General features: G+C 64.5%; 20 protein-coding genes. 5 read left to right on the top strand and 15 right to left on the bottom strand.

Annotated elements, in window-relative coordinates:
* Positions 1-37: 37 nt before the first annotated feature.
* The 7 genes from AC07SZ_RS13435 to AC07SZ_RS13405 form a co-directional block, all read right to left on the bottom strand.
* The gene (locus tag AC07SZ_RS13435) at positions 38-1,105 is read right to left on the bottom strand and encodes a substrate-binding domain-containing protein (protein ID WP_056568768.1); all 1,068 of its coding nucleotides are present in this window, start codon (positions 1,103-1,105) and stop codon (positions 38-40) included.
* A gap of 66 nt (positions 1,106-1,171) precedes the next feature.
* Complete coding sequence (locus AC07SZ_RS13430; RefSeq protein WP_494914617.1) at positions 1,172-2,236, bottom strand: substrate-binding domain-containing protein; 1,065 nt, start codon at positions 2,234-2,236, stop codon at positions 1,172-1,174.
* 262 nt (positions 2,237-2,498) lie between these two features.
* Complete coding sequence (locus tag AC07SZ_RS13425) at positions 2,499-3,269, bottom strand: GntR family transcriptional regulator (protein WP_056568764.1); 771 nt, start codon at positions 3,267-3,269, stop codon at positions 2,499-2,501.
* A gap of 82 nt (positions 3,270-3,351) precedes the next feature.
* A complete protein-coding gene (locus tag AC07SZ_RS13420) occupies positions 3,352-4,080 on the bottom strand; it encodes an E3 binding domain-containing protein (RefSeq protein ID WP_494914615.1) in 729 nt (242 codons plus the stop codon).
* Complete coding sequence (locus tag AC07SZ_RS13415; RefSeq protein WP_494914613.1) at positions 4,077-5,087, bottom strand: C-terminal binding protein; 1,011 nt, start codon at positions 5,085-5,087, stop codon at positions 4,077-4,079. The genes AC07SZ_RS13420 and AC07SZ_RS13415 overlap by 4 nt, the downstream gene beginning before the upstream one ends.
* 34 nt (positions 5,088-5,121) lie before the next feature.
* Positions 5,122-7,515 carry a thiamine pyrophosphate-dependent enzyme gene (locus AC07SZ_RS13410; RefSeq protein WP_494914723.1) on the bottom strand — a complete coding sequence of 798 codons (2,394 nt, stop codon included), beginning with the start codon at positions 7,513-7,515 and terminating at the stop codon, positions 5,122-5,124.
* Between the two features lie 138 nt (positions 7,516-7,653).
* Positions 7,654-8,874, bottom strand: coding sequence for a mandelate racemase/muconate lactonizing enzyme family protein (locus tag AC07SZ_RS13405; RefSeq protein ID WP_056570287.1), 1,221 nt, complete (start codon positions 8,872-8,874; stop codon positions 7,654-7,656).
* A 116-nt stretch (positions 8,875-8,990) separates the two neighbouring features.
* Between AC07SZ_RS13405 and AC07SZ_RS13400 the strand changes: the two genes are divergently transcribed.
* The 4 genes from AC07SZ_RS13400 to AC07SZ_RS13385 are packed head-to-tail and all read left to right on the top strand — an operon-like array spanning position 8,991 to position 12,821.
* On the top strand, positions 8,991-9,785 hold the full coding sequence (locus AC07SZ_RS13400) for an SDR family NAD(P)-dependent oxidoreductase (RefSeq protein WP_065005421.1): 795 nt from the start codon (positions 8,991-8,993) through the stop codon (positions 9,783-9,785).
* A 4-nt stretch (positions 9,786-9,789) separates the two neighbouring features.
* Positions 9,790-10,638 carry a transketolase gene (locus AC07SZ_RS13395; protein WP_494914611.1) on the top strand — a complete coding sequence of 283 codons (849 nt, stop codon included), beginning with the start codon at positions 9,790-9,792 and terminating at the stop codon, positions 10,636-10,638.
* Positions 10,635-11,624: a transketolase family protein gene (locus tag AC07SZ_RS13390; protein WP_494914609.1), complete on the top strand. Its 990-nt coding sequence runs from the start codon at positions 10,635-10,637 to the stop codon at positions 11,622-11,624. Before AC07SZ_RS13395 ends, AC07SZ_RS13390 begins: the two co-directional genes overlap by 4 nt.
* 9 nt (positions 11,625-11,633) lie before the next feature.
* Complete coding sequence (locus AC07SZ_RS13385; protein WP_494914607.1) at positions 11,634-12,821, top strand: mandelate racemase/muconate lactonizing enzyme family protein; 1,188 nt, start codon at positions 11,634-11,636, stop codon at positions 12,819-12,821.
* Here AC07SZ_RS13385 and AC07SZ_RS13380 read toward each other — a convergent pair whose 3' ends face one another.
* The 6 genes from AC07SZ_RS13380 to AC07SZ_RS13355 all read right to left on the bottom strand — a co-directional run bounded on the left by AC07SZ_RS13380 (position 12,822) and on the right by AC07SZ_RS13355 (position 19,156).
* Entirely contained in the window at positions 12,822-13,853 is a 1,032-nt protein-coding gene (locus AC07SZ_RS13380) for a LacI family DNA-binding transcriptional regulator (RefSeq protein WP_494914605.1), read from the bottom strand.
* Positions 13,854-13,982: 129 nt separating this feature from the next.
* A complete protein-coding gene (locus AC07SZ_RS13375) occupies positions 13,983-14,594 on the bottom strand; it encodes an SDR family oxidoreductase (RefSeq protein ID WP_494914603.1) in 612 nt (203 codons plus the stop codon).
* Complete coding sequence (locus AC07SZ_RS13370; RefSeq protein WP_494914601.1) at positions 14,591-15,370, bottom strand: SDR family NAD(P)-dependent oxidoreductase; 780 nt, start codon at positions 15,368-15,370, stop codon at positions 14,591-14,593. Before AC07SZ_RS13370 ends, AC07SZ_RS13375 begins: the two co-directional genes overlap by 4 nt.
* An 84-nt stretch (positions 15,371-15,454) precedes the next feature.
* Positions 15,455-16,450: an ABC transporter permease gene (locus tag AC07SZ_RS13365; RefSeq protein WP_494914599.1), complete on the bottom strand. Its 996-nt coding sequence runs from the start codon at positions 16,448-16,450 to the stop codon at positions 15,455-15,457.
* 88 nt (positions 16,451-16,538) lie between these two features.
* A complete protein-coding gene (locus AC07SZ_RS13360) occupies positions 16,539-18,077 on the bottom strand; it encodes a sugar ABC transporter ATP-binding protein (RefSeq protein WP_056570283.1) in 1,539 nt (512 codons plus the stop codon).
* Between the two features lie 116 nt (positions 18,078-18,193).
* Positions 18,194-19,156, bottom strand: coding sequence for a sugar-binding protein (locus AC07SZ_RS13355; RefSeq protein ID WP_056568732.1), 963 nt, complete (start codon positions 19,154-19,156; stop codon positions 18,194-18,196).
* A gap of 607 nt (positions 19,157-19,763) precedes the next feature.
* Between AC07SZ_RS13355 and AC07SZ_RS13350 the strand changes: the two genes are divergently transcribed.
* Entirely contained in the window at positions 19,764-20,867 is a 1,104-nt protein-coding gene (locus AC07SZ_RS13350; protein WP_494914598.1) for a LacI family DNA-binding transcriptional regulator, read from the top strand.
* Positions 20,868-20,882: 15 nt separating this feature from the next.
* Here the strand turns inward: AC07SZ_RS13350 and AC07SZ_RS13345 are convergent, their stop codons facing one another.
* Positions 20,883-21,965 (bottom strand): amino acid ABC transporter permease, encoded by a 1,083-nt coding sequence (locus tag AC07SZ_RS13345; RefSeq protein ID WP_494914597.1) that lies wholly within the window; start codon positions 21,963-21,965, stop codon positions 20,883-20,885.
* Positions 21,962-23,152, bottom strand: coding sequence for an amino acid ABC transporter permease (locus tag AC07SZ_RS13340; RefSeq protein ID WP_494914596.1), 1,191 nt, complete (start codon positions 23,150-23,152; stop codon positions 21,962-21,964). Before AC07SZ_RS13340 ends, AC07SZ_RS13345 begins: the two co-directional genes overlap by 4 nt.
* Between the last annotated feature and the right edge of the window lie 5 nt (positions 23,153-23,157).

Raw genomic sequence — 23,157 nt, 5'->3', positions numbered from 1 at the left:
TTGCGATGCCGGGAGACAGGGTCGTGGTCACGGGATGTTACTTGGTACCGGCAGCTTCCGCAGCGGTGATCTCGACCCAGTCGGGCGTGATCGGCAACGTCAGGCCGGGCGCCTGGTCGGGGAACGCATTTTCGCCAATCGCGATCTTGATCATCTTGGTGCCCGGATAGAGCTTGGACTCGAAGGGATCGGTGGTGACGAAGTCTCCCTTGACCGAGACGGAGCGCTCGGCCGGCTTCTTGCCGGTGTCGAGAATGTCGACCGCGAGCTTGATCGCTTCCGAGGAGAGATAGGCCGGGTTGGAACCCAGGATGCACTTGGCGCCTTGCGTCTGCGCGCAGGTGACGGCGGCGACATTGTAGGAGAAGCCGACGACCGGGACGATCGGCCGCCCGGCATCCTTCAACGCCTGGATGGCACCGGAGCCATAGCCTTGCGTCATGATGCCGTCGATCTTCGGATTGGCGGCAAGCAGGGCCGCGACACCGGACTGTTCCGGTCCAAGGGCATAATTGCCGTTGTAATAGCCGACGACCTTGATGTCGGGATATTTGGCCAGAACCTTCTCATAGCCCTGCTGCAGTTGCGCCGAGATAGGCGCACCGGCGAGGCCGCGGTCGAGGATGATGTTGCCCTTGCCGCCAAGCTGCGCGGCCATCCATTCAGCCATGACCGAGGGGATGCGATCCCAGTCGGAAGCGACAGCGAGCGCGCAAGGCTCGGTCACCACCTGGTCGAAGGAGATGACGACGATGCCGGCATCGCAGGCCTTCTTGATGGTCGGGTTCAAGGCCGAGTCCGAACCGGCGTCGACGAGGATGGCATCCGGCTTCTGGCGGATGATGTTGTTCAGCGAATTGATCTGCGCCTGGACGGTGTTCTCGACATTCTCGATCTTGAGGTCGACGCGGCCCTTGAGCGGCCCCTTGTTGACCGACACGGTGGCGACACGCTCCATCTGCTGGCGCCAATCATTGCCTACGAAATTGTTCGAGAGATAGATTGTGTAGGGCTTCTTGTCCTCGGCGTGGCCGGCCTGTGTGGCCGCAGCCATCATGGCGACGGCAAGCGCTGCAAGGCCGATGTTACGGCTTGGTGATTTCATGATTTTCTCCTCCCATTTTTCGTTGCGAAATCGCGACGCCCAAAGTGGCGCCTTGCATCCACCAAATCAGGTTCCCGAAGCCTCCTTGGGCGTAATCTCGACCCAGCTCGGCGACACCGGCAAGGACAGTCCCGGCGCCAGATCGGGAAATACGGTCTTGCCGAGTTCGATCTTCACCGCTGAGGAATTCGGGGCGTATTTGGCATCGACCATATCCGTGGTCAGGCCGGGCGAGTTGAACAGTACGGTGGTGTCGGCCGGCTTCTTGCCGGTGTCGAGAATGTCGACCGCGAGCTTGATTGCCTCGGCCGACAGCGACGGCGGATTGGCACCCAGCCAGCATTTGGCGCCCTTGGTCTGGGCGCACGTCACGCCGGTACCGTTGAAGGCGGCGGCGACGATCGGCACCATCGGCCGGTCGGCGTTCTGCAGCGCCTTGATCGCGCCGGTCCCGTAGCCCTGCGAAAAGATGCCGTCGACTTCCGGATGGGCGGCGAGCAGGCTGGCGACGCCCTCCTGTTCGGGTCCCGCGGCATAATTGCCGTTGAAATAGCCGACGATCTCGATGCCGGGATACTTCTTCAGCACGGCACCAAAATTCTTCTCGAACTGTTCCGAGATCGGCGCGCCGGCGAGGCCGCGATCCATGAGAACCTTGCCCTTGCCGCCGAGGATGGAGGCCATCCATTCGGCCTGGTTGTTGGCCATGATATCGAAATCGGAATGCAGCTTGTAGGCGCATTCGGCCGAAACGGTCTGGTCGAAGCTGACGACGATGATGCCGGCGTCGCATGCCTTCTTGATGGTCGGATTGAGCGCCTCGGCCGAGGACGCATCGATGAGGATGGCGGCCGGTTTCTGGCGGATAATGTTGTTCAGCGAATTGATCTGCGCCTGAACGGTGTTCTCGGCGTTTTCGATCTTGAGGTCGACGCGGCCTTTCAACGGCCCCTTGTCGACGGCGACATTGGCGACGCGCTCCATCTGCTGGCGCCAGTCATTGCCGACGAAATTGTTCGAGAGATAGATGACGTAAGGCTTTTGGGTTGCGGTATGGCCGGGCATGGCGCCCATCGCGACTGCGAACCCGGCCAGCGCCACGAAGCAGGCGCTCAAGCTCCTCATTTTCATGGTCTTCCTCCCAGTGTTTCCCGTCCAGCCGGTGATGGACTGCGCCATCTTGATCGGATGAAGATGAAAAATTGATACCGGTACCAATTGCGAATGTCAATTTGACCGGACTTCCCCAAGGCTGCGTCCGCGAGCCGAATTCGCCAGATCTCCTCCCTTGCGACTTCTCCCGTGGCCGGCACTTCAGCCTAGCTATCATGCTATTATAATTTTATGTGCCTGTCTATGCGACCTCGGCAGAAAATACGGCCTCCGGCACGTTTCAGGACAGGTCGTTAGGCGCGTCGTAGGTGATGCTGAAAATGTCGGCGGGATGGCGGGCAACGGAGAATTCGATGCTGCGCTGGTCCGCCGACTGGTAGAGCATCTCCACCGTCAGCACCGGGCTGCCGAGCGTGATGCCGAGGTCGGCGGCAACCACCTCGTCGGCGATCTCGGCGCGCACCGTGACATGCGCCACGTCGAGTCGCAGGCCGAGATGTTTCTGTACCGAACGGAAGATCAGCACGTCGGAGAAATCTTCCCGCTTCAGTCGCGCGCCGATGTCGGGCGGGAAATAGGTGGTGATCTGCGCCTTGCGCTGTTCGCCGATCGACAGCACGCTGCGCAGGCAGTAGCCCGCCTCGTCCTTGCCCATGCCGAAATGGCGCTGGAGCACGGGCGAAACCTCCTTGCGATAGGATTTCACCGTCAGTTGCGCATCCTTGGTGAAGGCCGCCATATCGGCGAAGTTCTTGAACTTCCAGCTCAGATTGACCGACGGATTGCGGGCCGCGACCACAGCCGGCTTGGCTGAGCGTTTCCGGATCAGCCCGTCGGCCTCGAGATCGCGCAGCGCCTGGCGAACCGTGATCAGGCTGACGCCGAAATGCTCGGCAATGGTCGCTTCCTTCGGCAGTTCGCCGCCGACCGGGAAGGTGCCGTTGCCGATCGGTTCGCGCAATATATCGGCAAGCTGGCGGTAGAGCGGCCCATTGGCGCGGCCGAGTGTCCGCCTGGGAAGACTGTCGATGGTGGGAGCGGAATGATCCATGAGCCTCGTCGCGCCTGTGTCGAAGCTTTTATAATAGCTTCCTTATCGGGAGGCTAGGCAAGGCTGTTGACGATCAGCCGTCTCAGGCAAAGAGCCGAAGCGGCTGTTCGATCGCCGATTTCAAGGTCGCGAGCCACGTGGCGGCGGTGAGCTCATCAACGCTTGCCGCGTCCACCGTCAGCAGGCATTCGGCATGATCGCTCGCCGTGCTAAGCGAGACGGCCAGCCGCATCGCGCGGCCAGGCAGAAGCGGCATCACGACCGGCCTTATGTCGCTGGTGGGCAGCAGCCGCAGGGATAGCACCGCCGGTTTGTCCGCCTCATCATGGGTGCCGGCCAATGCTGCAAGCCGCATTGCGCGCAGAGATGTCAGGGACATTTCGGGGGCCAAGGCGAACACGGTTTGCCGGCCTGCCAGCTCCAGCGCCACGGATACGTCGTCGATCTTGGCGGCGTCCGGCATCTCGGCAAATATTCGACCGGCGGCGCGCAGCAGCACGTCGTCGACATCGAGTGTACGTCCCGAATTCTTCAGCGCCGCCAGCAGGTCCTGCAGGGCGCCGAGCGCAATGGAGGTTGCGAAAGCAGCGACACGAGGCGCGGCGATTGGAGGCGCTGCCGCGGGTGCGGCGACCCCGGGCGAAGCGGCCGGTGCGCCAGCCGAAACGAAACCCAACACATCAGCCGCCAGGATGCGTCCGCCCGGCCCGCTGCCGCGGAGCGTTTCAAGCGGCAGGCTTCGCTCGCGCGCCAGCCGGCGGGCATAGGGCGAAACGGCCAGACGTGCGGATTGCGCCACCGCGATGTTCATTTCAGATACTCTGAATTCACGCAGTTGGTCAGCCGTCCCTCGGCGAGATAGGCGTGCACCACCTCGATCGATTTCAGCCGGAGGTCGCGCATCGATGCCGGACTGTAGAAGGCGGCATGCGGAGTGACTATGAGGCGATTGGCGATCCACGCTTCGCGGCGACGCCATGCCGCCAGCAGCGGATGGTCGAGATCGCCGGGTTCGTTCGGCAAGACGTCCAGTCCCGCTCCGGCGACGGTACCCTTGCGCATGGCGGCTTCCAGCGCGTCGAGATCGACGATCGGGCCGCGCGCCGTGTTGACCAGGACAAGGCCGGGCTTGGCGGCGGCGAAGGCGGCGGCGCCGAGCAGCTCGCGGGTTTCCTCGCTCAGCGGCGCATGCACGCTCACCACATCCGCGCCCGCCATCAGTTCGGCCAGCGAATGGACCCGCTCGTAACCGGTCGAGAGGTCGACGCCGGACAGGAGATGCGGGTCGTAAAACACCACCTTCATGTCGAAGGCGGCGGCGCGGCGCGCGGTGGCAAGCCCGATGCGGCCGAGACCGACAACGCCGAAGGTGGCGCCCTTGTGCCGGCGCACCAGCGGCGCCTTGGAGAAATGCCAGCCTTCGGCACCATTGCCGGACAGCTCGGCGCCATAGGCAGAGGTGCCGCGCGTCAGCGCCAGCATCAGGCCGATGGCGTGATCGGCGACCTCGGTCGTGCCATAGTCCGGCACATTGCAGGCCGGGATCTTGCGTGTCCCCCAACCTACCGTATCGATGTTGTCGAAGCCGACGCCGGAGCGCACCGCGATCCGCGCCTTGGGAAAGGCCGATGGCGCGGCGGCGACATTGTGGGTAGGCGAATAGTTGATGACGGCATCGACCGTCTGGCAGATGGCCGGATCCAGCGTGGCCGCCTTGTCGTTGGTCGAGCGGGCGAGGATGAACTCGATGTCGGGATAATGCTCGCGCTCGAGTTCGGCTTCGTCGGCGGCTTGCCAGTTGGCGCACAGGATCTTCATGCTTGCCCTTCGGATTTCATGTTTGGGTAGAGGTCTATTTCTTGATGCCGCCTATGCGGCCGCCCATCGGCACCACGGCGCCGACCGGCTGATCGATTGCGGCGAGCGTTCCGCTGATCGGTGCCTCGATCTCGACCACGGCCTTGTCGGTCTCGATCTCGGCGATCAGTTCGCCCTCCTTGACCGTTTCGCCAACCGCCTTCAGCCATTTGATGACCGTGCCCTCGCTGACGGTGAGGTCGCCGAACGGCATCGTTATCGGTTCGCCATCGTCGGGAGCAGCGGGCGTCGGGGTCGGTGGCACGGCCGATGCGGCCTTGACCGGAGCAGACGCGGATCTGGCCGGCACAGCACTTTTCAGGCCGACCGTGTACCAATGATCGGGAACCGGCGGCTTGCCTGCGATGACGTCACGTGCGCCCTGGACGATGCGGGCGCTGTCCACCAGCATGGCGCGCTCCAGCACCGGGGCGAAGGGGTGCGAGGTCGGCGCGGTGTGCAGCCGTCCCGGCGGGGCGTCGAGCTCATCAAAGGCGAGCTCGTTGATCGCCTGGGCGATCTCGCCGCCAAGGCCGCACATCGCCCAGGCCTCGTCGACGATGAGCAGGCGGTGGGTCTTGCGGACACTGGCGACGATCGTGTTGATGTCGAGCGGCATGATCGTGCGCGGGTCGATCACCTCGGCCTCGATGCCTTCAGCGGCCAGCGCTTCCGCTGCCTCGAGCGCGCGTTGCACCATCTGGCCGGCGGCAACGATGGTGATGTCGGTGCCGGCCCGGGCGATGCGCGCGACGCCGAACGGGACAAAATGCTCGCCGACCGGCACCTCGCCCTTTGAGGCGAACAGCGCCTTGGGTTCCAGCATGATGACCGGGTCGCCAGCCCTGAGCGCCGTCTTCATCAGACCCTTGGCGTCGGCCGGTGTCGAGGGCACGCACACGATGAGGCCCGGCATATGCGCGAAGACCGGATGATAGATACCGCTGTGATGCGGGCCGGAGCTGCGCAGCGCGCCCGCGCCAACGCGCACCACCATCGGCGCGCTCATCACGCCGCTGGTCATGTAGCGCAGCTTCGCCGCCTGCAGGAAAATCTGGCCGGCGGTCTCGAAAGCAAAGTCGGCGAACATCAGGTCGGAAACGGTACGGGCGCCGGTGGCCGAGGCGCCGACGGCGGCGGCGGTGAAACCCTGTTCGGAGATCGGCGTGTCGACCATGCGATCGGCGCCGAATTCCTGCCAGAGGTTTTTGGTGTGGGCAAAACTGCCGCCACGCTCGCCGGTGCCCTCGCCGAAATAGAGGATCGCCGGATTGGCGCGCATCTCCTCGGCAATGCCGTCGCGCACCGCTTCCAGCCAACCTTGCGTGCGGGTCTCGCCGACGGCGCGCCAAGCCAAGGCGGCGGGTGGGTTGATCGGATCGGCGAAGACATGCAGGCGCACCGTCGCCGGATCAGGCTCGGGCGAGTTGCGGGCGAAGTTCAGCGCTTCTTCGACCACCTTCTCGATCCGCGCTTCGATGGCGGCCAGTGCCTCGGCATCGGCGATGCCGTAGTCCTCGACCAGTTTCTTGCGGAACATGTCGATCGGATCGCGCTTGATCCAGGCGTCGAGCTCCTCTTGCGTGCGATACGTGCCGATGACCGGATCGCCTTCGTGATGGCCGACGGTGCGGTAGGTCTTGGCCTCGATCAGCGTCGGACCCTTGCCGGAACGGGCGCGCTCGGTGGCCTCCTTCATCGCCAGCCAGACGGCGAAGACATCGTTGCCGTCGACAGCCACGCCGGGCATGCCATAGGAAGCGGCCTTGGTGGCGATCTCGGGATTGAGCGTGATGGAGTTGAGGGGCGTCGCGGTGGCGTAGAGATTGTTCTCGCAGATGAAGACAGCCGGCGCCCGCTGCACGGCGGCAAAATTGAGCGCCTCGTGGAAGCCGCCATGGTTGGCGGCGCCGTCGCCGAAGAAGGCGACGCCGATATCGTCGCGGCCTTGCTGGCGAGCGCTCATGCCGATGCCAACGGCATGGCCGATGCCGGCGGCGACGATGCCGTTGGTGCCGAACAGGCCGACCGAACGATCGTAGAGATGCATTGTGCCGCCGCGGCCACCGCAAATACCGTCGGCCTTGCCGAACAGTTCGGCCATGACGCGGCCGGGATCGGCGCCCTTAGCCAGGGCATGACCATGGCCGCGATGGGTCGATGTGACCCAGTCGGTTGGCCTGAGGTGGGCGCAGACGCCGACGCCGGTCGCCTCTTCGCCGATGTAGAGATGCAGGAAGCCGGGTGTTTCGCCTTTGCGGCAAGCGATCTGGGCGATGCTTTCGAAACGGCGCAACAGCACCATGCGTTCGAACAGATCGAGCAGGATCTTCCGGTCGGGGAGGTTTGGCGCACCCCTCGACTCCTCGCGTGCGCGCGCCGCAGACATTGCCACCAAAGCCTCCCTGAATCCATCTGACGCCGGGCGGCGGAGCGCCGGCGGCGGGCTTGTTCGCCGCCCACTTCGGTGCATCATAGATTATAATAGCATAATGTCTACTGGCTCCAAGCAGAGCCGCGTGGAGCGTTAGATTCTTGTCATGCGCACCGTGGCGTCCGGGCGCTGGAACAGCTCCGGGCGCAGGCCGAGACCGAGCCCGGGCCCATCGAGCGGCACGACATGGCCGCGCTCGACCGGCGGAATGTCGGCGACGATTTCGGTGTACCAGCCGGTGAAGTAGGCGCGCACCGCCTCCTGGTAATTGACGTTCGGCAAGGTGGCCGACAGCGCGCAGCTGGCGGCATAGACGATCGGCCCGGTGCAATCGTGCAAGGTGACAGGCAGTTCGCTGGCTTCGGCCATGTTGGCGATCTTGCGCGCTTCGGAGAGGCCGCCGCACCAGGCGAGGTCGATCATGATCACGCTGGCCGCGCGCTTGTCGATCAGCTGCCTGAACATCTGCCGCGAGGCGAGCCGCTCGCTGGCGGCAATGGGGATCGAGGTGTGGCGGGCAAGCTCGGCCATGGCGTCGAGCTCGTTGTAGCGGATCGGTTCCTCCAGCCAGGCGACGTCATAGGCTTTCAGCGCCTCCGCGATGCGCAGCACGGGCGGCAAGGTCCACAGCCCGTGCAGCTCGACCATGATTTCCATGTCGCGACCGACAGCGTCGCGGATCTTCTGGAACGGCTCCAGCGCCTTGTCGAGATCGGCGAGCGAGATTCGGGTGCCGTTCGACGCCTCCGCCGCAATGTCGAACGGCCAGATCTTCATCGCGCCAATGCCTTCGGATTTCAGGCTCCTGGCGAGATCGCCGGCATTGTAGCGCCAGGCGAGCAGGTCCTCGTACGGGCCCTCGTTCGAATCGCCCGCCTTCAGCGACCAGTCCTCGCCGCGCTCGAACAGGGCGTTCTTCTTCGTGGCGCGGACATGTTTGTAGCCGGCGCAAGTGTTGTAGATCGGCACGGTCTTGTGAGTGCGGCCGCCAAGCAGCCGCCAGACCGGTTCGCCAAGCGCCTGGCCATAAATGTCCCAGAGCGCAATGTTGACGGCGGAATTGCCGCGCACCTCGGCGCCGGAATCCCGTGCGCCGACATAGACGCCGCCGAGCGTGCGGTCGTGCAGTTCGATGTCGCGCGGATCCTTCCCCAACAGATAGGATGCAACATTGTCGTGGATGTAGGACGCGACGGGCCCCGGCGCCCAGAAGGTCTCTCCGGTGCCGATGAGACCGGCATCGGTGTGGACGCGCAGCCAGAACAGGAATGGAAACTCGGCCAGCTGCAGCGTTTCGAGCGCGACGACTTTCATCTTTTCCTCCCACTGCGGCGGACCATGCGGTCGACGGGACAATAACACATCGCCGTTGACAGCCATTTATGGTACCGGTATCAATCCCGTCAAGATGGCCACGGGAGGGCGTTCGCTTGCCTGCCAAAGATCAAGACACGGCGCGGCGCAGAGCACTGGTCACCGGTGCCGCGGGCGGCCTCGGCCGCGAGGTGGCGATCCAGTTGGCCCGGCGAAACTGTGTGGTCGCGGTCACCGACATCAATGGCGAGGGACTGGCCGAGACCATCGGGCGGATCGGCGAAACAGGCTCGGAAAGCGAAAGCATTGTCAGCGATTTCACCAGTGAGGGCGCACCGGAAGCGGCGGTCGAAAAAGTGGTCGCGCGGTGGGGCGGCATCGACATCCTCGTCAACAATGCCGGCTATGGCGTGATCGAGCCGTTCCTCGATGCCACCTACAAGGCCTGGACGCGCACGCTGGCCCTCAACGTCACGGCACTCGCCATGGCCTGCAAGGCGGCGGGGCGAGTGATGCGCGAGCAGCGTTCGGGGCGCATCATCAACATCACCTCGCCGGGCTCGCGCATGGCGCTGCCCGATTACACGGCCTACACGGCGAGCAAGGCCGGCGTCGATTCCATCACCCGGGCCGCGGCCGTGGCGCTGGCGCCCTATGGCGTGCTGGTCAACAGCCTGGCGCCGGGCATGATGGACACCGAGATGCAGCGCTCGACCGAGGTCGATCTCGCCCGCGCCAATGGCCGCGACGACCTGCAGGCCTTCCTCGACGAGCGCACCCGCCGCATTCCGCTCGGCCGCCGCGCCGAGATCTCGGAGGTCGCTGAGGCCGTCGTATGGCTCTGCCTCGATGCACCCCGATACATGACCGCCGAGCGGCTCAACATGTCGGGCGGGCTCGACAAGGACTGATCACATGCTGCGAAACTCCCCTCCCGACAGCGCCGATATCGGCGCGCTAGAACGCAAGGCGACACGGCTGCGCCGGCACATGCTGACCATGGCGCGCGGCCAGGGCCAGGGCTATATCGGCCAAGGTCTCGGCATCGCCGATATGCTGGCCGCGCTGTATTTCCACGAACTGCGCTACGATCTGCATAGTCCGGCATGGTCCGATCGCGACCGCTTCCTGCTCTCGACCGGGCATTATTCCATCGCGCTGTGGGCCGCATTGGCCGAGGCCGGCATCATCCCGGTCGAGGAATTGATCACCTACGGCGCCGACAACAGCCGGCTGGAAATGTCGACGCTCGACACCACGCCCGGTGTCGAAGTGATCGGCGGCTCGCTCGGCCATGGGCTGGGACAGGGCGTCGGCCAGGCGCTGGGTTTGCGCGTGGACCGCTCCGACGCACGCGTCTTCGTCGAGCTTTCCGACGGCGAGATGCAGGAAGGCTCGACCTGGGAGGCGGCGATGTCGGCCAGCCATTTCAGGCTCGACGGGCTGGTGGCGCTGGTCGATTGCAACGGCATCCAGGCCGATGGCCCCGTGGTGCTCGACATGGAGCCGGTGGCCGACAAATGGCGTGCCTTCGGCTGGCAGACATCGGAGATCGACGGCAACGACATGGGGATGATGGTCGGTGCGCTGGCGGATGCGAGGAACCGCAATGGCAAGCCGAAGGCGATCGTGCTGCGCACGCTTCCGGGCAAAGGGGTGCCGCGCATCGAAACCTCCGAGAAATCGCACTTCTTCCGCATCGACGTGGCGCAATGGGACGGCATCATCGCCGAGTTCGAAAAGACCATGGGGGCAGCCCAATGAGCGGCGCGGCGACGGAGGCCGGACGTACGCTGGCCATGGGCCAGGACGAAGCCGTTGGCGGCGGGCGACAGAGCGTGGAGGCGCCTTTCGGCAAGGCTTTGGCGCGGCTTGGCCAGAGCCGTCCAGACATTGTCGGACTGACCGCCGACCTCGGCAAATACACGGATATCTTGCCGTTCCGCGACGCCTTCCCGGACCGCTTCTTCAATGTCGGCATGGCCGAGCAGAACCTGGTCGCGGTGGCCGCCGGACTGGCGCGCACCGGCAAGGTGCCGTTCGCCACCACCTATGGCGTGTTCGCGACGCGGCGCGCCTATGATTTCGTCGCCATCGCGCTCGCCCACTCCAACCTCGACGTCAAGATCGTCGCCGGCCTGCCGGGACTGACCACCGGCTATGGCGGCACGCATCAGGCGATCGAGGACCTGGCCTTGATGCGGATGATCCCCGGCCTGACGATCATCGACCCCTGCGACGCGACGGAGATCGAAGCAGCGACCGAGGCGATCGCGGAGCATGGGGGGCCGGTCTACATGCGGCTCTTGCGTGGCAGCGTGCCGGTGGTGTTCGAGCCTGGCTACATCTTCGAGATCGGCAAGGCGCGCTGCCTTCGCCAAGGTTCCGATGTCGGCATCATCTCGACCGGCTTCATGACCGAGCGGGCGCTGGATGCGGCGGATGCGTTGGACAAACAAGGCATCTCGGCCGGCGTGCTGCATGTGCCGACGATCAAGCCATTCGATGCCGGGGCGGTGGCCGAATTTGCCGCTGGTTTCAACCATATCGTCACGGCGGAAAACCATGTCGTGGTCGGCGGCCTGGCGAGCCTTGTCGTCGAGACCTTGTTCGATGCCGGCATTGCGAAGAAAGTCACCCGCATCGGCCTGCCCGACCGCTATATCGAATGCGGCGCGGTGCCGACCTTGCAGGCGAAATATGGGCTGACGACCGACGCCATCGTCGCAACAATTGCCGCGTTGAACTAGGACTGCCGCATGAAGATCACCGACATCGAGACCTTTGCCGTCGGCGCCGGGTGGAAGAACTGGCTCTTCGTCAAGGTGCACACGGACAAGGGCATCCATGGTATCGGCGAAGGCACGCTGAACGGCTTCATCAAGACCACCGAAGCCGGTGTGCATGAACTCAAGCACCTCGCCATCGGTCAGGATCCGCGCCGCATCAACGCGCTGGCCAAGCGCATGCTGGATAGCGTCTCGCTGGACGGCGGCCATATCCACCGCACGGTGATCGCGGCGGTCGAGGTCGCCTGCTGGGATATTCTGGGCAAGAGCCTCGCCGTGCCGATCCACCAGTTGCTCGGCGGCCAGGTGCGCGACAGCGTGCTCGGCTACGCCAATGGCTGGTACCGCACCGAGCGCACGCCGGAGGCTTTTCTGGAAGCCGCCAAGGCGGTTCTGGCCAAGGGCTTCAAAGCGTTCAAGCTCGACCCGTTCGGCACCGCGCAGGGCTTTATCTCGCGCGAGGAACTGGACCTTTCTTACGCCATTTGCCGAACGCTGCGTGATTGCTTGCCCAAGGACACGGGAATTCTGATCGACGTGCATGCGCGCTTCACCGAGATCGCGGCGCTGCAGGCGGCGCGGAAGTTCGCCGACCTCGACATCTACTGGTGGGAGGAGCCGACCTCGCGCGACCGGCAGGAGACCGTGCACGAAGTGGCGCATCGCTCGCCGATCCCGGTCGCGACCGGCGAGATGTACGACACGGTCGGGCAGTTCTACACGCTGGCCGCCGGCGGCGGCGTCAACATCTTCCAGCCCGAGCCGATGTCGCTCGGCGGCATCGCGCCATCGATGCAGGTGGCCAATTTGGCACTTGCCCATGGCAGCCACATCGCGCCGCACCAGAGCGGTGGGCCGGTGGCGACGGCGGTGTGCCTGCAACTGGCGGCGGCGGTGCCGAACTTCCTCATCCAGGAGCATTTCGACGCCTTCAACGACCCGTGGACGCGCGACCTCGTCACCTGGCATCCAACCGTCAATCCGGACAACGGCCATCTGTCTCTGCCAGATACGCCGGGGCTCGGCATCGATCTCAACATCGAGGCGATCAAGGATCACCCTTACGATCCCAAAGCCTATCTCAACGTCCATGCGGAAGGCTGGGAGAAGCGTCTCGGGCGGCGGGAAGAGACGGGGAAACCGAAGCGAAAAGGCTGATCAAGCACTCTCGCGGTCGACGATCTCGAAGCCGAGGCTGGTGATGGTCGGCACCTTGGTGTCGCCGCCGAGCCTCGCCAGCAATTGCCGCACCGCGCGGCGGCCCATCTCGTAGCGGTTGACCTTCACCGTCGTCAGCGGCGGATAGAGCTGCGCGGCCAAATCCATGTCGCCATAGCCGGCGATCGCGATCCTGCCCGGCACCGCCCAGCGCCGGCGGTGACATTCCTGGACGGCGCCGACAGCCAGCGTGTCGCTGGAAAAGAAGATGGCATCGATATCCCTGTGCCTGGAGGTCAGCGTCACCAATGCCTCGGCACCGCCCTGCGCGGTGATCGGCACTTCAACCTCCATGTCGGCATGGTTCTTGAAACCGAGTTCGGTAAGTGCGGCGTGATAGCCGGTGCGGCGCTGCTGCAAACGGTCATTGCCATGGATCGGCGTCGAGACGAAGCCTATGCGCTTGTAGCCCTTGGCCGCCAGATGCATGGTCATTGCATAGGCGGTCTCGAAGTTGGAGACGCCGACCACCATGTCTATCGGCTTGCGGCCCTTGATCTCGGATATCTCGACCACCGGTGCGCCGCTGCTCTTCAGAAGCGCGCGTGCCGCCTCGCTTTGCACGAAGCTCTGCAGGATCATGCCGACCGGGCGCCAGCCGAGCAGATTGCGGATCGATTTTTCCTCCGCCTCCTGCGTGAATTCACCCTGCACCAGAAGCATCGAATAGCCGCTCTCATGGCATTCGTCGGACATGCCTTGCACCTGCTCGGCGATGCCCGAATTGATAAGCGGCGGCACCACCGTGCCAATCATGCGGCCATTGCCGCGCATGCTTGAGGCCAGCCGGTTAGGCACGAAGCCGGCCTGCTCGATCGCTTCGAGCACCCTGATGCGTGTCTCCGGCGACACCATGTCGGGATTCGACAGCGCGCGCGACACCGTCATCGGCGCGACGCCGACACGCTTGGCGATCTCACGGACGCCAAGGCGTTGCGGTTTTTTTCCGCCCGCCGGCGGCTTGTCGACCATCACCATGCTCCAAAAGAGCGCGACCCACCAAGGCAATGTCCTATGGATCACACCGTAGGCGCCTTTCATAGCGGGTGTGGTGGACGGTTTCCAGCAGCGGGTCCGGCGAGGACGGCAAGCATCAGCAATTCAGAAATTGCGGCCATAGCCTGCCGTCCACCCACCGTCGACGCCCAGCATCTGGCCCGTCGTGTAGGTGTTGAGCGGATCGCAGAAGAACAACACGGCCGCGACCGCTTCCTCGATGCGGCCGGCGCGACCGACCGGTGTGTGGCTGAGCATCGCCTTGTCGCCCGAGACCATGGTGTCGCCCTCGACCGCACCGAAGCCGACGGCATTGACCAGCACCTTCGGCCCGAACTCCATGGCCAGCGTACGCATGCCGGCCAGGATCGAGGCATTCTCCATGGAGAAGCGCGGATGGCGACGCATCGGCATGCTGGCGGTGGCCGAGATCAGGAAGACAATGCGCCCGCGGCCGCGCTCGGCCATGGCCACGGCCGCCTTGCGGGCATCGGCATACAAGGTGGGGGCATCTTCGGCCGTCGTTCCCGGACGCAGCGGGCAGGATACAAGAAGGACGTCGGGAGGCAGCATGGCAACGGGCCGTGCCCGCACCCCTTCGACAATGCGGCCGCCATTGGCACGCAAGGCGGCAAGTACCGCCTCGACAAGCGGATTGCCTGGGCCTTCCAGCGCTATGGTCGCGCCGGCGAGATCGATTTCCATCGCGTCACTCACATCATGTATCCCGCCGTCCAGCCGCCATCGACGGCCAGGACCTGGCCGTTGACATAGCTCGCGGCGGGCGAGGCGAGGAACAGCACCGCCTCGGCGATCTCTTGCGGTTCAGCCGGGCGCCCGAGCGGGACATGGGCGAGGAACTCCTGCGTGCGGCCGGCGAACTTGCCGTCGTCGCCGTAAAACAGCTTGGCCGTCAGCGCCGTCATCACCGAGCCCGGTGCGATGGCGTTGGTCAGGATGCCCTTGCCTCCGAGTTCGATCGCCATCGACCGCGTCAGGTGGATGATGCCGGCCTTGGCGGCGACGAACGGGCTCTGCAGGCGCATGGCGGCAAGGCCGACGACCGAGGCGATGTTGACGATACGCCCGCCGTTGCCGGCGGCGAGCATGGGCGCAAGTGCCGCCCGGCTCATGATATAGAGGCCGTCAAGATCGATGCCGGTGATGCGGTCCCATTCCTCGGGCGGGAATTCATCCAGGGTGACGCGGTGCGCCAGCGTGTTGACGCCGGCATTGTTGATGAGGATGTCGAGGCGGCCGTAGCGCTGCATGATCGCGGCGATCGCACTGTCGACCGAGGCGGCATCACGGATGTCCGTGACGCAGGCCATGGCGTTGCTCAAACCGGCCGCTACCTGGCTTGCGCCCTCGCCGTTTATGTCGGCGACGACGACGGCGGCGCCGTTGTCGGACAGGCGTCCGGCGATGGAACTGCCGATGGCGCCCGCGGCCCCGGTGACCAGCGCTACCTTGCCTCGCAAATCGCAGCGCATGTCCCGTCCGCCCCCGAGCAATATCGGGTTATGCTATTATAATATTTGCAGGGCGTGGACAAGCAGTTGAGTCATGGCAAGTGCTTATTCCGCCGGCGCACCGGCGACTTTCTTGCGAGCGGCCTCCACCATCAGCCGCCGGGCGCGGAACACGCCCCATTGCTGATCGACCAGCACGCCGATGAGGATGACCCCGCCCATCACCGCGAAGTTGAGGGAAGACGGGATGCCGAGCAGATTGACAAGGTTCTGCAGCTCCTGCAGCAGCACGGTGCCCAGCACGACGCCGATCAGCGAGCCCTCGCCGCCACGCAGCGAGAAACCGCCAAGCACAGCCGCGGCGATGGCGTAGAGTTCGTAGAACTGGCCATGGCTGGCTGGTGAAATCGAGCGCGTGTACATGGCGAAGTAGATCGCCGACAAGGCGGTCAGCACGCCGCAGATGACATAGGCGGCCATCACGATCCGGCCGGTGCGGATGCCTGAATATTTCGCCGCCTCCTCGTTCTTGCCGATGGCATAGAGATAGCGGCCGAACACCGAGCGGTGCAGCACCACCCACATGACGATGGCGATGATGACCAGGGCGAAGAAGGAGTTCGGCACGCCCCAGGAGCGGCCGGCGGTGAGAAATTCGAGGTCAGGGAAATTCTGGCCGAAGGCGAAGCCGGCCGTGCCGTCGGCGGTGTAGAAGCGCGCGACGCCGCGATAGATCAGCAAGCCGCACAGCGTCACGACAAAGGGTTGCAATTTCAGCCGCGTGATCAGCCAGCCATGCGCCAAGCCGATGATCGCGCCGAGCACAAGGATGAGCACGAAGGCAACAGGCCATCCCATGCCGCGCACGGCGATGAAGTCGATGAACAGCGTGCCCAGCAGCGCGACCAGCGAGCCGACCGACAGCTCGATGCCGCCGGTGATGATGACGAAGGCCTGGCCGATCGAAAGGATGCCGAACAGACCGATCAGGTTCGAGGTGTTGGCAAGGTTGATCGGCAACAGGAAGCGCGGATTGATGATGGCGACGATCGCCCCGACCACCAGGATCAGGATCAGCAGGCCGAGATCTTTCTTGCTCATCGTCGTCTCCGCTTACGGCCAGAGCGCGTCGCGCGCTCCGGCTCCTTGGTGCGTGTCGTTGCCGCAAACTCGCTTCCGCGCGACAGCATTAGTTTGCCGGCTTCCCCACAGCCAGCAGCAGCACGTTTTCCTGGCTGAACTGGTCCTTGTCGAGAATGCCAGAGATCTGGCCCTCATGCATGACGGCGATGCGGTCGGACACGCCGATCACCTCCTCCATGTCGCTGGAGATCATCAGCACGGCGACGCCGGCATCGGCGAGCGCCCGCATCAGCCCGTAGATTTCCGCCTTCGCGCCGATGTCGATGCCCCGCGTCGGCTCATCGAGGATCATCACCTTCGGGTTCATGGCCAGCCACTTGCCGAGCACCACCTTCTGCTGATTGCCGCCCGACAGCGTGCCGGTGCGCGTCTGCACCGAGGGCGCCTTGATGCCGAGATCCTTCTTCTGCTTCTCGGCGGTGGCGTGCTCCGCACTGGCCGACACCAGCGAGCGCCTGGCATGCGCCGGCAGATTGGGCAGCGAGATGTTCTGCGCGATCGACAGGTCGAGCAGGATACCGGTCAGCTTGCGGTCTTCCGGCACCAGGAAGATGCCGTGCGCGACGGCGTCGGCCGCGGAGCCGAGCACAAGCGGCTTTCCGTCGAGCTCCAGCGTGCCGCCAAGGCTGCCGTCAATGCCGAAGAATACGCGTGCCAGCTCGGTGCGGCCGGAGCCGACCAGGCCGGCAAGGCCGAGGATCTCGCCGCGCCTGACATCGAGGTCGACCGGACGGCCGGGATAGGTGGGCGTGCGGACGGCCTTGGCAGCGAGGGCGACGGCGCCGGGGGCACGCGCGGCCTCGGAAGCTTTCTCGCGTTCCTTCAGCATGCGGCCGATCATCAGCTTGACCATCTGGTCGTGGTTGATGTCGCGCTTGCCCAGCGTGCCGGCCAGCATGCCGTCGCGCAACACGACGACGCGGTCGGCGACGCGCTCGACCTCGTGCAGGCGGTGCGAAATGAAGATGACGCTGATGCCGTCGGCCTTCAGCGCCTTGATGACGTCGAGCAATTTGTCGGTTTCGGCGATCGGCAGGCTCGATGTCGGCTCGTCCAGGATGACCAGCCTTGCCTTGATCGAGAGCGCCTTGGCGATCTCGACCATTTGCTGTTGCGCGAGCGACAGGTCGGCGACCTGCGTGTCGGCGGAAAAATTGGCGCCGACGCGCTTGAGCAACGGCGCCACCATGGCGCGCAACCTGGCGCGGTCGACGAGCTTGAGCGGTCCGGCGCGCAGCGGTTCGCGGCCAAAGAAGATGTTGGCGGCGACATCGAGGTTGTCGAACAGGTTGAGTTCCTGGTGGACGAAGGCGATGCCCGAGCCAAGGCTGCCTTCGACGCTGAGCCCCTTGTGGGCGGTGCCATCGACCGTGATCGTGCCGGTGTCCGGCGTGGTGACGCCGCCGAGGATCTTCATCAAGGTCGACTTGCCGGCGCCGTTCTCGCCGACGAGGCCGATAACCTCGCCCGGCCTGACCTCCATCGAGAAGCCATCGAGCGCGACGACGCCCGGATAGGTCTTGCGCACGTTCTCGAGACTGAGGAACGGGGTGATTGCCGCGATGGATGTGTCGGAATAATTCATCATGCCTGACAGCGATTGGCGGGCCGACCTTTCAGCAGACTGACGATCCCGGCAGGGTTCGTCAATGCGGGCGGCCGGCTCAACCGAAGCTGAGCCGGCCGAACTGCTTCTTGGCCTCAGTTTCCAGCCATCGCCTTCAGGTTGGCGGCATAGGCGTCGACATCATCCTTGCCGATGATCTTGGTCGGGATGATGATCAGCGCATTGGCCGGGATGCCCGACTTGTCGCCCTTGAGATAGGCCGCCATCAGCTTCATGCCCTGATAGGCCCATTCGAAAGGCTGCTGCACGACGGTGGCGGCAATGGTGCCTTCCTTGACGCCGCCCAGCGTGATCGGATCGTCATCGAAACCGACGACCGTGATCTGGCCGAGCTTGCCGGCGTCGCGCAGCGCTTCATAGATGCGCGGCGTGTTGTAGGAATAGAAGCCGACCATGCAGGTGACGTCGGGGCTGGCAACCAGCGCGTCCTCGACATTCTTCTTGGCGCGGGCCTGGTCGATATCGTCGCCACGCACGTCGTCAAGCGTGATCTTGGTGCCGGCCAGCCCATCCTTGAAGCCCTGGATGCGCTCCTTGGCATTGTCGGCACCGAGCAGGCCGACGAAGCCGAGGCACTTGCCGCCATTGGGCATCGCCTTCTTGGCGATATCGGCGGCCTGCTTGCCGGCGTCGACATTGGACGAGCCGATATAGGCGACACGCTTGGTCTGCGGAGCGTCACTGTCGGTGGTGAACAGCGCTGTTTCCGAGGCGATCTTGTTCAAGCCATCGGTCGAGGTCTTCGGGTCAACCGCCGATACCATGATGCCCTTGACACCGGCCGTGACCAGATCGTCCATCAGGCGCTGCTGGATGGCGACCGAGGACTGCTCGGGATATTTGAGCTCAAGTTTATAGTCAGGCAGTTCGCCTTGCGCCTTCTTGACGCCGGCTTCGGCCGCTTTCCAGAAATCGGAAGCGCCGTTGACGACGAAGGCCAGCGTCGGCTTGTCGTCGGCGCGCGCGATGGCTGTCGCCGTCAGGCCGACAACCAGGGCCGCGGCGGCCACGGATGCATTGCGTATCAAGGATTTCATGTTCAACCTCCCGTTTTGGTCCAGCCATCCGGCTGACCGGTCTTGCTCACTAGAATTGCCTTGCTCACCTGAATTTGCCGTTTGCGGCTCGGACGCCCCTCCTCCTCAGGGGTTCCCGGCACTGAAAGAATGGCGTCGTTCCAGCCACGGCCACGGACTTTAGAGACTCATCCATCATTCGTAAATAGTCCGATTTGTCTGACATATCACATGTCCGAGAAAGGGCTTGCGGAGGCAATATCCGCTCGCCATCGGGCCAGTCACGCACGCTTTCCCGCCGCGCCGGAACCCAACGGGGCCGGACGCGACGGATTGACGTTACAGCGCATTTTTGTATTAGTAAACACTATTAGTTTTAGCCACATTCAGACACGTCGTAGTGACATCGCGGACGATGTACCGCCACGCCGATGCCTTGGCAAAATCACGAGACAAGCCTTGCAGCTCTTGCGTTCCATGGATATGCGGAAGCTGATGACCGATGGACCACGAGGTCATTAATAGATATAAACAGTGCGACGATTTCTATAAATCGGCACCGCAGCACCATCTTGTCGATCCGGCAGGCCGCCGCTAGACAGGACGGGGGATTGGGGACACCAATGCAATGAGCGAGACGACGGATCCGGCCAGCGAGACGGCGAGACGCCGCAAGGCGCCGGCAAAGCCCAAGGGGCGGGTCACCATGACCGACATCGCCAGGGCCGCCGGCTGTTCGCAGGCGACCGTCTCCTTCGTGCTCAACAATTCGCCCGGCATCAGGCTGTCGCAGCAGACCCGCGAGCGGGTGATCGAGGCTGCCCGTGCGCTGGGCTACAGCGCCCCCGCCTTCTCGGCACTGCGCAAGCCTGTTGCCGCCTTCGACGGGCTTGACGGGGTGATCGGCTTTGCCGTCGACCAGCTCGCCACCAGCCCGGAGGCGGTAGTCGCGATCGAGGGCGCGCGCCAGGCCTCGTGGAATGCCGGCAACGTACTCCTGGTGGCGCAGACCATGGGCGACGCCGTGATGGAGCCGCGCGCCATACAGGCGCTGACCAGGCGGGGCATTTCGGCGCTGATCTACATGACCATCTTCACCCGCGAGATCACGGCGCCCGACTTCCTCTACAGCCTCGACATCCCGGTGATCCTGCTCAACTGCTATACGTCGGACTATGCCTTCCCCGCCGTGGTGCCTTCCGAGATCGCCGGCGGCCAGAGTTCGACCCGGCATCTGATCAGCCACGGCCACCGCCGCATAGCCACCATCACCGGTGAGCCGTGGATGCAGGCCGCACAGGACCGGCTGAAGGGCTACCGCCGCGCGCTCGCCACCGCCGACATCCCGTTCGACCCGGAGTTGGTGGTCGAGGGCGACTGGTCGGCAAGCGCCGGCTATGCCGCGACGGTGAAGCTCTTGGCACTGAAGGACCGTCCAACCGCCATCTTCTGCCAGAACGACCGCACCGCGATCGGCTGCTACGAGGCACTCAAGGAAGCCGGCCTGCACATTCCCGGGGACATCTCCGTGGTAGGCTATGACGACGAGGAAATCGCCCGGCATTTGTTCCCGCCGCTGACCACCTCGATCCTGCCGCACATGGCGATGGGCCAATGGGCGATCGAGCAGCTCGAGGCACCCTTGCCGCCCGGGCAGGGGCGGTATCCCATCACCAAGCTGGAGTGCCCGCTGGTGGAACGGGAGAGCGTGCGGGCCGTCGCGGGCGGTTAACGCCAGGAGACCGGCTCAGTGGCGTTGCGACCGGCGCATATATTTCTCCAGCCACAGGCTGTAGCGTGACCCGCCGAAGCACAGCAGGAAGTAGATCAGCGCGGCGAACAGATACGCCTCGTCGTAGTAGCCCAGCCATTGCGTGTCGGTGGCCGAGGCGCGCGCGGCGTTGAGCAGATCGAAGATGCCGATGACGGCGAGCAGGGACGTCGCCAACAGGAAGCCGATCGCCAGGTTGACCATGCCGGGAATGACCAGGCGCAGCGCCTGCGGCAGCACGACAAGCCGCATCGTGCGCCAGTAGCCGAGGCCAAGCGCGGTCGCCGCTTCGTACTGGCCTGGCGGGATCGCCTGCAGGCCGCCGCGAATGACTTCCGCGACATAGGCCGACCAGAACAGCGTGATCATGATCATGGCGCGCACATTCTTGTCGATCATCTGGCCATTGGGGATGGCCATCGGCAGGATGAGCATCGCCACGTAGAGGATGGCCACCATCGGCGTGCCGCGCATCACTTCGATGAAGACGATGGCCAGCATGCGCAGGCCGCCCATGCCGGAGCGCCGGGCCAGCGCCAGCAGGATCGCCAGCGGCGTCGCGAGACCGAAGCAGACCGACCACACGAACAGCGTTACCGCCAACCCACCCCACTGGTTGGATGGGACGGTAGGTGGAACCAGCGAGCCGGACATCAGCATCCAGCTGGCGGCAATCACGACGCACCAGGCGGCGAGCAATCCCTTGCGCCAGAAGCGCGGCTGCGCGGTGACGACCAGCAACCCCAGCAGCAGCACCATGACGATCAGCGGGCGCCATTGCAGCGCCGGCGGGTAGAAGGCGAACAGGATGAAGCGGAATTTTGCCCCGACGAACGCCCAGCAGGCGCCAGAGGCCGCCGCGCAGTCAGCCGAGGTGCCCGTCCATGTCGCGTCGAATATGCCCCAGCGCAGCAGCGGCGGTATGATCCAGGCCAGCACTGCGACCGTGACCACGGTGATGACCGAATTCAGCGGCGTTCCGAAAAGCCCCACCTTCAATGTCCGCAGCGTCGTCGACGATCGCCATGTTCTGAGATCAAGAGCATCGGAGAGGCTCATATCCTTGCGCCCTTGAGCGCGACACGCTTGTTGTAGAGGTTCATGGCCGCCGAGACGGAGAGGTTGATCGCCAGATAGATGCCGATCAGCAGGGTCAGCGCTTCCAGCGACTGTCCGGTCGTGTTGGCTGTGGTGTTGATGATGCTGACCAGATCAGGGTAGCCGATGGCGACGGCAAGGCTGGAATCCTTGGTCAGGTCGAGGTAGCTGGACGTGGTCAGCGGCGTGATGACGCGCAGGGCCTGCGGCAACACGACAAGGCGCATGATCTGGCCGTTGTGCAGGCCAAGCGCCCTCGAGGCCTCCCACTGGCCGCGATCGACGGACTGGATCCCGGCCCGCACGATCTCGGCGATGGCGGCCGAGAATTTCACCACCAGGCCGGTCAAAAGGGCGGCGAATTCCGGTGTCAGATTGTAACCGCCACGGATGTTGAAGCCGGCCAGCGCCGGTATCTCCCAGGCCGCGCCGGCACCGGTCAGCGGGAAGGCTAGCGCAACGGCGCCCAACAGCAGTGCCGTTGCCAGGCCCAACCGCCTGGCGGACAGGCCGCCACCGCGCCATGCCCTCAGAACGAAGATCAGGTACGCGGCGGCGAGGCCGCCAAGCAGCCAGAGCGTCGATGCCGACACATTGTGGAACCCGAGCCCCGGCACGAAGACGCCGCGATTGGTGAGGAAGAAGCTGCCGAAGGCCGAAAGCGCCTGCCGTGGCGAGGGAAAGGATTTTGCCAGCGAAATCCAGAAGAACAGCTGCAGCAGAAGCGGCGTGTTGCGGACGATCTCGACATACCAGCGCACCAGCCCCGCCAGCAGAAGATTGCCGGAGAGCCCGGCAACGCCGAGGACAACGCCGAGGATCGTGGCCAGCACGCAGCCAAGCGCCGCTGCTTTGACCGTGTTCAAAAGCCCGGCCAGGATGGCGCGCGCATAAGGGTCGCCGGCCTTGAAGGCAATCGGCGCCTCGCCGATCTCGAAATTCGCCGGCCGGCTGAGGAAGTCGAAGCCCGGCGTGATGCCGATGCGCGCCATCGTCTCGGCCGTGTTGTGGCCAAGCAGCCAGAACAGCGCGACGACCGCGGTGATCACGGCGACCTGCGTCAGCGGATAGCTGCCCCACCACAGGGATATCCTGCGCAGAATGCCGGGCCCGCCAGGACCCGGCATGGTTTCGTCAATCAAGGACATTGGTT

The sequence above is a fragment of the Mesorhizobium sp. GW821-FHT07A06 genome, from assembly GCF_059419085.1.
This window is presented reverse-complemented; position numbering and strand designations above follow the sequence as displayed.

Bases quoted from the DNA above. Each gene is read 5' to 3' on its own strand.
- AC07SZ_RS13350 (WP_494914598.1), top strand. From the start codon at position 19,764: ATGAGCGAGACGACGGATCCGGCCAGCGAGACGGCGAGACGCCGCAAG.
- AC07SZ_RS13380 (WP_494914605.1), bottom strand. From the start codon at position 13,853: ATGGTCGACAAGCCGCCGGCGGGCGGAAAAAAACCGCAACGCCTTGGC.
- AC07SZ_RS13420 (WP_494914615.1), bottom strand. From the start codon at position 4,080: ATGAACATCGCGGTGGCGCAATCCGCACGTCTGGCCGTTTCGCCCTAT.
- AC07SZ_RS13395 (WP_494914611.1), top strand. From the start codon at position 9,790: ATGCTGCGAAACTCCCCTCCCGACAGCGCCGATATCGGCGCGCTAGAA.
- AC07SZ_RS13345 (WP_494914597.1), bottom strand. From the start codon at position 21,965: ATGAGCCTCTCCGATGCTCTTGATCTCAGAACATGGCGATCGTCGACG.
- AC07SZ_RS13340 (WP_494914596.1), bottom strand. From the start codon at position 23,152: ATGTCCTTGATTGACGAAACCATGCCGGGTCCTGGCGGGCCCGGCATT.
- AC07SZ_RS13415 (WP_494914613.1), bottom strand. From the start codon at position 5,087: ATGAAGATCCTGTGCGCCAACTGGCAAGCCGCCGACGAAGCCGAACTC.
- AC07SZ_RS13385 (WP_494914607.1), top strand. From the start codon at position 11,634: ATGAAGATCACCGACATCGAGACCTTTGCCGTCGGCGCCGGGTGGAAG.
- AC07SZ_RS13365 (WP_494914599.1), bottom strand. From the start codon at position 16,450: ATGAGCAAGAAAGATCTCGGCCTGCTGATCCTGATCCTGGTGGTCGGG.
- AC07SZ_RS13390 (WP_494914609.1), top strand. From the start codon at position 10,635: ATGAGCGGCGCGGCGACGGAGGCCGGACGTACGCTGGCCATGGGCCAG.
- AC07SZ_RS13355 (WP_056568732.1), bottom strand. From the start codon at position 19,156: ATGAAATCCTTGATACGCAATGCATCCGTGGCCGCCGCGGCCCTGGTT.
- AC07SZ_RS13435 (WP_056568768.1), bottom strand. From the start codon at position 1,105: ATGAAATCACCAAGCCGTAACATCGGCCTTGCAGCGCTTGCCGTCGCC.
- AC07SZ_RS13370 (WP_494914601.1), bottom strand. From the start codon at position 15,370: ATGCGCTGCGATTTGCGAGGCAAGGTAGCGCTGGTCACCGGGGCCGCG.
- AC07SZ_RS13405 (WP_056570287.1), bottom strand. From the start codon at position 8,874: ATGAAAGTCGTCGCGCTCGAAACGCTGCAGCTGGCCGAGTTTCCATTC.
- AC07SZ_RS13410 (WP_494914723.1), bottom strand. From the start codon at position 7,515: ATGTCTGCGGCGCGCGCACGCGAGGAGTCGAGGGGTGCGCCAAACCTC.
- AC07SZ_RS13360 (WP_056570283.1), bottom strand. From the start codon at position 18,077: ATGAATTATTCCGACACATCCATCGCGGCAATCACCCCGTTCCTCAGT.
- AC07SZ_RS13430 (WP_494914617.1), bottom strand. From the start codon at position 2,236: ATGAAAATGAGGAGCTTGAGCGCCTGCTTCGTGGCGCTGGCCGGGTTC.
- AC07SZ_RS13425 (WP_056568764.1), bottom strand. From the start codon at position 3,269: ATGGATCATTCCGCTCCCACCATCGACAGTCTTCCCAGGCGGACACTC.